This is a genomic window from Parasporobacterium paucivorans DSM 15970, assembly GCF_900141895.1.
Lineage (GTDB): Bacteria > Bacillota > Clostridia > Lachnospirales > Lachnospiraceae > Parasporobacterium > Parasporobacterium paucivorans.
Window position 1 is genome coordinate 55,906 of the sequence record NZ_FQYT01000016.1, and the last position, 11,115, is coordinate 67,020.

At 38.0% G+C, this 11,115-nt stretch carries 12 protein-coding genes; 1 reads left to right on the forward strand and 11 read right to left on the reverse strand.

Going from position 1 to position 11,115, the window contains the following annotated elements:
• Nucleotides 1-37: 37 nt before the first annotated feature.
• The 11 genes from BUA79_RS08155 to BUA79_RS12385 all read right to left on the reverse strand — a co-directional run bounded on the left by BUA79_RS08155 (nt 38) and on the right by BUA79_RS12385 (nt 10,782).
• Nucleotides 38-457, reverse strand: a complete 420-nt coding sequence (locus tag BUA79_RS08155; protein ID WP_073993942.1) for a potassium channel family protein — start codon at nt 455-457, stop codon at nt 38-40.
• Between the two features lie 16 nt (nt 458-473).
• The gene (locus BUA79_RS08160; RefSeq protein WP_073993943.1) at nt 474-1,127 is read right to left on the reverse strand and encodes a potassium channel family protein; all 654 of its coding nucleotides are present in this window, start codon (nt 1,125-1,127) and stop codon (nt 474-476) included.
• A gap of 13 nt (nt 1,128-1,140) precedes the next feature.
• Nucleotides 1,141-3,954, reverse strand: a complete 2,814-nt coding sequence (locus BUA79_RS08165) for a cation-translocating P-type ATPase (RefSeq protein WP_094757381.1) — start codon at nt 3,952-3,954, stop codon at nt 1,141-1,143.
• Between the two features lie 76 nt (nt 3,955-4,030).
• Nucleotides 4,031-5,326 (reverse strand): hemolysin family protein, encoded by a 1,296-nt coding sequence (locus BUA79_RS08170; protein WP_073993945.1) that lies wholly within the window; start codon nt 5,324-5,326, stop codon nt 4,031-4,033.
• An 87-nt stretch (nt 5,327-5,413) separates the two neighbouring features.
• A complete protein-coding gene (locus BUA79_RS08175) occupies nt 5,414-5,902 on the reverse strand; it encodes a GNAT family N-acetyltransferase (RefSeq protein WP_073993946.1) in 489 nt (162 codons plus the stop codon).
• A 252-nt stretch (nt 5,903-6,154) separates the two neighbouring features.
• Nucleotides 6,155-6,280, reverse strand: coding sequence for a hypothetical protein (locus tag BUA79_RS12810; RefSeq protein ID WP_278308913.1), 126 nt, complete (start codon nt 6,278-6,280; stop codon nt 6,155-6,157).
• Between the two features lie 306 nt (nt 6,281-6,586).
• Nucleotides 6,587-7,543 carry an Abi family protein gene (locus BUA79_RS08180; RefSeq protein ID WP_073993947.1) on the reverse strand — a complete coding sequence of 319 codons (957 nt, stop codon included), beginning with the start codon at nt 7,541-7,543 and terminating at the stop codon, nt 6,587-6,589.
• Between the two features lie 33 nt (nt 7,544-7,576).
• Nucleotides 7,577-8,614, reverse strand: coding sequence for a restriction endonuclease (locus BUA79_RS08185; RefSeq protein WP_094757377.1), 1,038 nt, complete (start codon nt 8,612-8,614; stop codon nt 7,577-7,579).
• A 36-nt stretch (nt 8,615-8,650) separates the two neighbouring features.
• Nucleotides 8,651-9,949, reverse strand: a complete 1,299-nt coding sequence (locus BUA79_RS08190; protein ID WP_073993948.1) for a reverse transcriptase/maturase family protein — start codon at nt 9,947-9,949, stop codon at nt 8,651-8,653.
• Between the two features lie 339 nt (nt 9,950-10,288).
• Complete coding sequence (locus BUA79_RS12550) at nt 10,289-10,459, reverse strand: hypothetical protein (protein WP_207647331.1); 171 nt, start codon at nt 10,457-10,459, stop codon at nt 10,289-10,291.
• A gap of 83 nt (nt 10,460-10,542) precedes the next feature.
• Nucleotides 10,543-10,782: a hypothetical protein gene (locus tag BUA79_RS12385; RefSeq protein WP_143147896.1), complete on the reverse strand. Its 240-nt coding sequence runs from the start codon at nt 10,780-10,782 to the stop codon at nt 10,543-10,545.
• A gap of 98 nt (nt 10,783-10,880) precedes the next feature.
• On the opposite strand from BUA79_RS12385, the gene BUA79_RS08195 reads away from it, so the two are divergent.
• On the forward strand, nt 10,881-11,115 hold a 235-nt coding region (locus BUA79_RS08195), incomplete at its 3' end, for a transposase (protein ID WP_143147897.1).

Sequence of the window (11,115 nt, forward strand, 5' to 3'; positions counted from 1 at the left end):
AAACTATAGCAACAATATCGAACCTTGTCAATATTTCTTAAATTTGTTCCCTCAGATCCATTTCCTCTACTACAAGATGTGCTATTATGTCTGCCTGATTTACGCATACATCTACACCCATCTGTGCGTCGTAAAGCCATGCATTCTTTGGATTATTAACTCTTGCAACCACGCGAGAAATTCCAAATTCCATTTTGGCCAATGTTGATACAACCAGATTGATCTCATCAGCGCCAGTAACGGCCGACACAACATCCGCAGATGCTATACCTGCCTTTTTCAATATTTCAGGGTCAGAACCACTTCCCAAAACAAGCAGATCCGGTGAGAGTTCCTTTAAAAGTTTATTATAGACACTTTCCGAGTGTTCGATCATATGAATGGTGTGGCCTTTCGACATTAACAGCGAGGCGATATATGTTCCTACCTGCCCTCCGCCTACAATAATAATTTTCATTCGGCTCCTCCCTTTGCTAGTGAGCAAGATCTAACATGTTTTTCAATTTATTCGTGGCTGAACAGACAACTGAAATATACAGGATATCTTCGGGTTCAAAAATTGTCCCTGCCATTGGAATGAAAGCCTGTCCGTTCCTGTTAATGGTAACCACCTGGATTTCTCCATGAATGGAAAGATCATGGACTTTATGTCCTACCAGCAGATGCGGAATCTCAATGCGAACCAGATTGACATTGCCATCTCCCATTTCATATACACTGTCCAGGGAATTAAATGTTATCATTTCCGTAGCTCTTTCAATTCCCCAGGCAGTAGTCGAAATCGTCTGAATTCCCAATCTTCGATATATATCTGCCTTTTTGGGATCGTATAGACGTGCAATAACTCTTGGTACCAGGTATATGTTTCTTGCCACCCTTGCAATAACAGCATTGATTTCATCGCTGCCTGTACATGCCACAACTGCATCCACACGGTCTATCTTTGCTTTGATCAACACATCCTTGTCAAATACAAATCCTTCGACCTTGGTTCCCTTGAAATTATTTCCCAGACCTCCCAATGCTTCAGCATCTTTATCAATGACTGTAACAGTATGGCCTTTTTTTTCAAGGCTCAATGACAGACCCATTCCCATTCTTCCCATACCTACCACAATTACTTTCATGCCGGTCCACCCCCTATATTATTTGATTATTCCCATTTTTTCTGCGCATGAATAATTTTCGTGTTTCTTCTATCAATAGAATCAGTGGCGGCCATGCGCACAACAGCATCCAGTCAGTCACTCCGAGTGCCGTTGTATTAAATACGGATTGCAAGGGCGGAAGATAGACCATGGCGACAATAATAATAATTTCAACTGCAATTCCCAGATTGACCTGCTTGTTCTTAAATATGCCAACACTGAATACCGACTGTTTTTCAGTACGACAGTTAAAAACCGCTCCAATCTGACAAAATACGATTGCTGCAAGGGTCATGGCCGTCGCTTTTATATATATTGAAGTGCCCTCAGCAGCGAGCGTAACATTTGGCCATCCATTCTGTACGTTTACAAAGAAATATGAATCTATCGAAAAAATCGAACCCAGCATTCCATACCAGAGAAAGGCCTTAAGAACGAGCTTTCTGCTGAGTAATGGCATATTTTGTTTTCTTGGTGGCTGGTTCATGATGCCTTTTTCAGGCTTTTCAGTCCCTAGGCCCAGCGCTGGCATCATATCCGTGCCTAAATCTATTGTCAGAATCTGCATAATCGTCAGCGGCAATGGAATTGCTCCCCGGGAAAACAGGAACAGTGCCGATGGAATTGCTTCGGGCACATTTGAATTCAATATGTACAGAAGAAACTTCTGGATGTTGCTATATACGGCTCTTCCTTCTTCTATTGCATGAACTATTGAAGCAAAGTTATCATCAGTCAGAATCATGTCTGCTGCTTCTTTTGCAACATCAGTGCCGGCTATTCCCATGGCAATTCCGATATTGGCCTTTTTTAGAGCCGGAGAATCATTTACGCCGTCACCTGTTACCGCAACAATTTCACCCATTTCCTGCAGATTGGACACGACACGAAGCTTCTGCTCCGGTGCAACCCGGGCAAAGATAATCTCATCTTTTAAATATTCCTTTAACTGTTCATCAGAAATCTCTCCAAGTTCAAGTCCTGATAATACACGTGGGCTTGTCCCTTTCACGATGCCAATGCGTTTTGCGATACTTTCTGCAGTAAGTCCATAATCTCCGGTTATCATGATTACACGTATTCCTGCACGATGACATTCTGCAACTGCATCGGCAACTTCCGTTCTGGGGGGATCGGCCATTATAATGAGGCCGACAAATACAAGATCCCGTTCAATAATCATAGGCGTGTAATCGCTCATTGCCACTGGAATGCCTTCATCATCTCTGTGAATCAGCCTGTACGCAACTGCGAGCACACGCAAACCCTTACGTGCGTAGCTGTCGTTTGCTTCGATGATTTCCCTTCGCATATCTGGATCCATTGGTGCGGTTTTTCCATTAATGCGTACTTTCTGTGACAATTCCATCACTTCTTTTGGGGCACCTTTTACGTACGCAATCAGCCTGGTTCCATCCACTGGGCTTTCCAGCTGGTGGATTGTAGTCATTCTCTTACGGCGTGATTCGAAAGGAAGCTCTCTTAATCGGGGCGTCAGTTCTATCTGTCTCTTTAAATCAATGCCTGCTTTTACGGCAACAACCCCAAGACAAGCCTCTGTGGGATCACCCAGCACTGTGTAACGGACTGATTCTTCATTTGGCGGCAACAAACGGGCATTGCTGCACAGCGCCGCTCCGGTTAATAGTAGCTTCAAATCCGCATCATCATTTGCAGAAACTTTTTTCTCGTTTTTAATAATATTGCCTTCCGGAGCATATCCAACACCGGTAACGTCAAATTCTTTTCCAGGCAGCCATAAATTACTGACCGTCATTTCATTCTGGGTCAGCGTGCCGGTCTTATCCGTACATATAACGGTCGTACTTCCAAGCGTTTCCACTGATGAAAGTTTCTTGACCAGAGCATTTCGACCGGACATTCTCTGCACGGCCATCGCCAGGGACAGTGTAACCGTAGGCAGTAGTCCTTCCGGAATAAATGCGACAATCATACCCAGGGCAAATATGAATGAGGATGCAATAGGTTGTTTTACCAAAAAAACTGCGGCTGCAAAAAAAACTACGCCAAATCCAATCGCTATGATTGAAATCTGTTTTGTAAGCCGATCCAGCTCCTTTTGCAGCGGGCTCTCCTCTGCCTCCATATTCTGGGTGAGATTAGCTATCTTGCCAAATTCCGTTTTCATTCCAATCTGTATTACAATTGCTTTTCCATTTCCTTCAGAAACGCTAGTACCTGCAAAAATCAGATTAGGTGTTTCAGCACGCGTCAAGTCGTCTCTCAACACAGCATCTTTTGTCTTTCTTACGGGATTGGATTCGCCGGTAAGGGTTGACTGGTCTACCTGCAGATCACTGATTTCTATTAGACGGGCATCCGCCGAAATCTTATCACCTTCCTCCAGCAAAAGCATATCCCCGCTGACAAGATCCTGTGATAATATTTTTTGTTCCAGGCCATCCCGGATTACTCGCGAATAGGAAGGAAGCATGTTTCTTAGTGCCTCTGTAGCCTTCCCAGCCCGGTATTCCTGCATGAAACTGAAAACTCCATTGATTACATTGACAAGCCAGACTGCAATACCAAGCTGTGGCATTCCCGCCGGAATTGCTATGGCCCCTGCACACCACAAAAGTATGGCCATTAAATGTGTGAAATTGCTCAAGAAAATGATAATAGAAGACTTTTTCTGCTTCTCTGCAATCAGATTCTTTCCCTCTTCATTTTGCCGTTTTTCTGCTTCTGTCTGACTAAGCCCCAAAGAAGACGTCTCTAATGCCTCATAGACTTTGTCTATCTGGAGCCTGAAAATATCTTCTTTTTTGCTTGAAACCGTATCCACATTATCCAATTTTTCCTTCTCACTTGAAGCAAAGCTTCAGCCAATTAAAAATCATATTGTTAATATGTCCACCAAGCTATTTCTCAGGCGTTTTAATTTGTATCCTGTTTATTCTTCTTTTATCACTTTTCAATACAATAAATTCATAATCCCTGTAATCGAACTTATCACCGACCTGAGGATATTTCTTTAGCTGTGAATAAAGCCAGCCTCCTATTGTATCAACATTTTCATCATCCATATGTAAATTTAACAGTTCATTTATATCTTCAATAAGGACTTTTCCATCTACAATATAGCTCCCGTCATCTGTCTTAGCAATCTCGCAGCTTTCTGTTGTGTCAAATTCGTCCTTCATTTCCCCGACGATTTCCTCTAAAATATCCTCAACAGTCAACAGTCCGGCTGTTCCGCCATATTCATCAATGATGATGGCCATCTGGGCTTCCCCTTTTTTGAACTGCTTTAGCAATTCGCTTATCGACAAAGATTCCGGAACAAATCGGACTTCTCGAATGATATCCTCCACATTTTGATTGATACCCTCTATTTTTTGTTTATACAAATCCTTTATATGCACAAAACCAATAACATTATCTTTGCTTTCCCTGCATATTGGATATCTCGTCAGCTGTTTGTCCAGGGTGTATGTTATTATGTCATCGAATGAATCATCTATAAAAATACATGCCATATCCGTACGCGGAATCATGATATCTTTTACCGTCGTCTCGGTAAAATCAAAGATATTACCGACGAGAACCAGCTCAGCTTTATCCACTAATCCCTGCTCATAACTTTGTGCAACCAGAAGCTTTATTTCCTGATCAGTATGTGCCTCATCATGTTCATCAACCGGTGAAATTCTGAATGCTTTCAAAACAAGATTGGTGCTGTGATTAAACGCCCACATAATGGGATACGTCACTTTGTAAAACATCATCAGAGGCAGCGCTGTCTTCATGGCAATTTTTTCTGCGCTTGTGATTGCAAGGGATTTAGGAACCAGTTCGCCCAGCACAATATGAAACGCCGTAATAATGGAAAATCCCAGAACAAACGAAATTGAATGGACTAAACTTGTCGGCATATTCAGCATTTCAAACAACGGATCCAACATGTTCGCAACAGCTGGTTCTCCGATCCAGCCCAGCCCCAATGACGCTAAGGTTATCCCAAGCTGGCACCCGGATAAGTATGAATTCAAATCGTTAACGACGATCAAAGTTCGTTTTGCACCTTTGTCTCCGCCAGCCACCAGTGTTTCTATTCTGGACTTTCTGACCTTTACCATGGCAAATTCTGTGGCGACGAAAAACGCATTCATAAATACCAGTATAAGTACAAGTATTATATTCATCAGACTCGTCATACGCTTTTATCTTCTCCCTGAACGCATATTGTTTTTAAACATTTTATAATACTATTTTATCATCTTCTGCGCTCTCATACTATCAGATTATTGGATTCCCTCTGCCATATCCAGAAGTTTTTCACCTGCAAGCCTGTATACCGTCCAATCTTTCATGGGCTCGGCTCCGAGGGAAAGATAAAAATCAATGCTGGGTTTATTCCAATCCAGACACCACCATTCAAGCCGCCCGCAGCCTCGTTCTACCGCAATTTGGGCAAGCTGCTTTAAAATAGCTTTTCCGTATCCCTTTTTTCGGTATTCTTCCAGCACAAACAAATCCTCAAGATAAAGGCCTGCTCTTCCAATAAATGTCGAAAAATTGTGGAAGAACAGAGCAAATCCAATTTCTTTTCCGTCCACCATCAGAAACAGGACTTCCGCTCTTTTCTGTTCAAATATCCACTCTCTAAGAATATCTTCGGTCGCAACTACCTGATCCAGCATTTTCTCATATTCGGCAAGCTTTTTGATGAAATCTAAAATCAATGCCACGTCTGATTCATTTGCATATCTATAATTCAATTCACTGTTCATTTTTTCCTCCGAAAATATATATTAATAATTCTGGTCTCATCACTATGAAAATTTTCAAAAAACCACAGGCGAATCTGCACTCACCCGCAGTATTTTTTTGATCCAAATATTTATTTAATCCTTGAATATCGGAAAGGCCAGAACGGCAGCTCTACATTTTGCCGCCTGGAGCGATGCGGAAATCAATAATGAGGTGACCAATTCAATTATATAGCTATACGATTTCTGCGTCAAATTTATCAGGGACAATAATTACACCTGATTTGCATCGTGATATAGTTCCAGGGATACAAATGGCCATCCGCCAAATTCCGTCTCTTTGTAATCCCTGTATGCCTGTTTGATTTCCTCCATATAATCTGTTTTACTTACCTTCACGACCTATCACCTCACTTTTTGTTCTGAATTATTCATAATTATCTTTAAGAAAAGAAACAAAATAAAAAATGCAGGAGATATCGTATATATCTCTTGCATCCAAAGTATTTAATAAATGAAGAAAAACCAAAATTTAAACTTCACCCTCTTTATAATGCTCCCCTTTTAAATTTACTTTTACTCATATCAAACCCTTCTCTTTAACATGTTTAATAAATATTTTTGTTACCCCTTAAAACAAAAATAGAGCTATACCATTCAGCACAGCCCTTGCAAAACGAATTCGTTTTTTTATGTAATGTCATTCTACACGTTCAGATACCAGTTGTCAATAACCCATTTCATAAATTCGAAATTTGTACGTATCATATCGTTATCTTGATAATATTCTATATTCCGCATCATACGCTCTTCGAACTTCCTTAATCGTTCAACAGCTTTTTCTTGTACTCCTTTGCTTGTAACTATTTTTTCATACACATAAAGAAGTGTAACTATTTGCTGTACTCTTGCATTGCTCATCTTCTTCTCTCGAACATTTTTTGATACAGACTTTATTCTGGCTAATTTATGCAATACTTCATAGCTTGTATCATATTGAGCTGTATCAGCCTTAAGATCATTTATTATACAGCTACTATGTGCGGCAGCATTACGGATATCTTTACATGTTTTCAACATGAAATATTTGTTTTTCATTTTCTTATCTTGAAATCTACTGGCGCAGAAACCATAAAACGAAACAAGTCGACCAAATGGAATCAATTCTAAGAATACCCACAATGGAAAATTCTCAGGATATCTCGAAAACAAATCTCCGCAATACACAGAGTTTTCATTTCGATTTATTTCATTCATTAATCTATTTCTTTGATCTTCCGTTTGTGAGTTAATAAAATCTTCGCAAATTGCATACCCATCTTCACCTAAATCTTCTGCCAAACGCAAAAGTTCAATTTTGGTATAATGTTCAATATCAAACGACAATTGGGCAAGCATATATCTCAGATCCATATCAATTATTGCCAAGTCTTTCAAGTATCCAAAGTCCAATGAAATATATTTTCCTTCATTATCCCCGTCTTCATACTTTTCATAATTCTTTCTATACGAAGTCAGCTTAAAATAGTAATTATTATTTCTCAGGTATTCTTTTGCTTCTTCTTCATTTACAAGTTGAAAGGTAATACCCTTGTCTTTTAAATGTTGAACTTGTCCTTCTACACCTAGCATTGGCTTATATACAGATTTTTCCTGTTGCATTTCATCCTACCTTTCCCTAGGCATATATTTTCATCAATACGCATTTTCAATCTGCGTAGGAATATAAACATTCTTCAGCGGAATAATTGCCTTATATTTAGAATCTAACTTCTCATAATTCTTTAAAATTATATTTACAAATTCTTGACCATCCATCAATCTCAGATTTGTTTTTATTTTTGCAAAATCCATCGCCTGTTTTGTAAAATCTCCGAGTGTTATAAACAATCCATACTCCCCAACTTCTACATTTCCGTACAAAGCTTGTACTGCAGGCGCTCCGATTGCCCCTTCTACACACTTTACCTGCACTTTAATTATTGGAGGTTCTATTCCAAGTTCATCTTTAAATGCCACAATATCAATTCCACCATCTCCTGATTTCTTGGTAACTCTCGTATTATAGCCAATGATATTCAAAATATGTGCCACAAATGGTTCAAAGGCAAATCCTTTTAATTCTGTAAATAACTTTTTAAAAATAAAATCACTTGTTGTCTCTTCTACATTTGCAAAAATATCATCTATTGTATTATCATCGCTTTCGATAGCAGCTTCTCCATTATTAGCGGAAATATTTACATCTAAAAACATCAGTATATCATCCACATAATTCTTTACCTGAAAAAGACTTAGCGCCGATCCAATCTCATACAATGCTCCTTGCGATACACTTGTTCTTGGAACTGATTTTATCCATTCAACCGAGCGCATATTACAGTAACTTTTTGATTTCTCTGGTTTATATTCATAATCGCCTGTAACTTTACCTATATAAACCATTCGATCTGCTACAGAAGGATAAACTACATAATCTCCAATCTGCATTTCATATTTAAATCTAAAAGGCATTCCTGCCACTGTATTAATAGCACCTTTTTTTGTGTCTGGATATGCTTCTATAAGTTTTTTCTTGAATGCTTCTCTATCATTTTCAATATTCGAAAGATTTCCCATTGCATCCCAACCAATAGCAATACAAGGACTTTTCTTATCCAAGAACAGACTATCTGCATCTCCAGTTTTTCCAGCATGTATTCCCCAACAAACGTCCATTATATTTCGCTCCATTCTGTCTTACATTCTTTCATCAACTTTTCTTATCATTTACTCTTTTAATTTAGAATCGATTTTTCTCCAGTGTCGCTTAACCTGATTCCGTATATTACTTTCTAAGCAATTACTTTCATCAAATATATCATGTGCTTTGTATGCATAAGTAAGAAAATTTCCATGTCCCTTTGAATACCTACTGTTGCCCAGATGCGTATAGGATCTATATATTGCCTTTTTACCAGCAATAAATGACTTTTCATCAGATAATTCTTTTACTTTTCGAATTTTCTTATATGCTCGGCAGTAGAACTTAAACAAGCTCTTATCTCTGATTCTTACCTTTTTACCATCAAATGTAAAACCAAGGTAATTTATTAAATTGCTCTCTCCATATAACTTTTCAATGTTACTATCCATGAAAAAAAATTGTTCTGTCTTATCAGGATTGAGATCTAAGTTTGGAACAGTATCCTTAATTTCAAAAATAATTTTCGAAATAGCCTCATACTTTTTTATCTGTTTGTCGTCCTCATTCATTGGGAGAACAATAACAATATCATCACAATATCTTCGATACATCCCACCAACAGAAGTTACATAATCGTTAATCTTCTGATCGAATTCTATCATATATACATTCGCATACACTGCACTAATTGAGGAACCTTGAGGAATACCATAGTTCTCGGTATGCTTTTTTAAATGTTTTGACTTAAAATCATGAAACTCTTTCGTATCAAAATATTTATCCAACTCACTCATTTCTCTTCTATACATTCCCTTTTCCGTTTCAATATCATCTGCCTCGATATATGAGAAATGAATTAAGTTTTTGTATATAGCATAATCAGCTACATCTAATGACTGGCTATCATTTATTCTCTTCAACTGCTCTTTCAGATACTTGTGATCCAACTTATCGAAAAATTTACTAAAATCGCCAACTAAAATATAAGCTGAATTGCTGTTAACGATAAATTCAAATACCTCTTTAGCAAAATCAATATTGCATTTTCCCCGTGTGCTATTTCTATATGCAGTCGATGCTTTATTGATTCCATTTTGCTTTGCATATACATTGTATTTATCATTCAACCGATTTCCGTAATACTGATAAATAAAGCGATCTATATGCCCTGCATAATAAATTTCTCTATCTTTATGTTTTATATATTTATTTCCAGCATTGTCATTTGTATACTTGTCCATCCCCATTTGAAAATGAATAAATGGGTAAAAACCATGTTTTCCTACCCAATTTATATTTTTCACTCGTTGTTCATAATCTTTATGATGTTTTTTCACATCAAAATGTGTGTAATGTTTATCTGTAAAAATTTCCTTCTTCATTTTTCTCCTAAAAGCTTACTAATTAATGACCGGTAGATATCAGATAATTAGCAAGCATTAAAACCAATTGGACTACGTTTTTCTACCCAGAACTCTACCATCCTCCGTTTTACGATGTATTGTATAATATTATTATCAGCTACTTTGATAGACTGGTAACAGGAGGTCATATAATGGACATAACATTGCTGTACTTTATTCACTATACGCTGTTATTCATGTTCAAGAGCGCTCTTGACACAGAATACTGAAAACCCTTACAGCCATTTCTATAAGGCAAAATATTTATTTTCTGAATATTCTTTCAGAATGAAACACTTATGTTAGATTATACTCTTTCTATTTCGTTTTTACACCATAATTATTACTATCTTCAGTAACCTTCATCTCATCCACTCTAGCTTCATAAGTATAAACCGTTGCCTCTACCTTCTCTTCAAAACTACTCGATCCGCCAACACCAAAATACTTTTCAAAGAACAATATCCCAATCGTCCAGATTAAACCCATTTATCCATAGTTCATCTTCAGAAAGCCCTGTTAATTCCATCAATTCTTCTTCTGTATCAAATGCTATTAATTTCACCATTAATTTAAACCTCCTCAAAGTATTCTTGTACCAGATAATCATATAGCGCTTCAGGTGAACTCAAGTCAATATTACCCTCTGGGCCTGTTATCATCCCTGGCTTATACTGCTTTCCATATTTTAATTCGTAAATATAATAAGAAATATTTTCGTATTGATCTCTCATTAATTTTTCCAGTAAATTTACAACCAGTGACTCATGGGAAATTTGTAGCCCTGCACCGTTGCAAAAATCACAGTCCACATTATCTCTATAATGGTTCCATGAATCAAGACACTTTTACGGACAGTTTTTAATGAATCTGATATACTAAAATCAGTATAAAAAGAGAGGTTCATTATATGTCCAGACAAAGAAGAAACTTTAGTGCCAAATTCAAATCAGATCTTGTGATTGAGCTCCTGAAGGGTGAGAAAGATCTCAATACACTTGCAACCGAAAACGGCATCCAACCCAATCTGCTCCGCAACTGGAAGAAGGAATTCCTTGATAATGCGTCGGTGGTATTTGATGACAAACGGGAAGACAGTCTAAAGGAGAAGCTTACCGAAGAACGCAAGGAAAAAGCGGAGTATG

What these genes read in the sequence shown, in the direction of transcription:
- BUA79_RS08155 (WP_073993942.1), bottom strand. Translation starts at nt 457, where the DNA reads ATGAAAATTATTATTGTAGGCGGAGGGCAGGTAGGAACATATATCGCC.
- BUA79_RS08160 (WP_073993943.1), bottom strand. Translation starts at nt 1,127, where the DNA reads ATGAAAGTAATTGTGGTAGGTATGGGAAGAATGGGAATGGGTCTGTCA.
- BUA79_RS08170 (WP_073993945.1), bottom strand. Translation starts at nt 5,326, where the DNA reads ATGACGAGTCTGATGAATATAATACTTGTACTTATACTGGTATTTATG.
- BUA79_RS08175 (WP_073993946.1), bottom strand. Translation starts at nt 5,902, where the DNA reads ATGAACAGTGAATTGAATTATAGATATGCAAATGAATCAGACGTGGCA.
- BUA79_RS08180 (WP_073993947.1), bottom strand. Translation starts at nt 7,543, where the DNA reads ATGCAACAGGAAAAATCTGTATATAAGCCAATGCTAGGTGTAGAAGGA.
- BUA79_RS08185 (WP_094757377.1), bottom strand. Translation starts at nt 8,614, where the DNA reads ATGGAGCGAAATATAATGGACGTTTGTTGGGGAATACATGCTGGAAAA.
- BUA79_RS08190 (WP_073993948.1), bottom strand. Translation starts at nt 9,949, where the DNA reads ATGAAGAAGGAAATTTTTACAGATAAACATTACACACATTTTGATGTG.
- BUA79_RS12550 (WP_207647331.1), bottom strand. Translation starts at nt 10,459, where the DNA reads ATGGGTTTAATCTGGACGATTGGGATATTGTTCTTTGAAAAGTATTTT.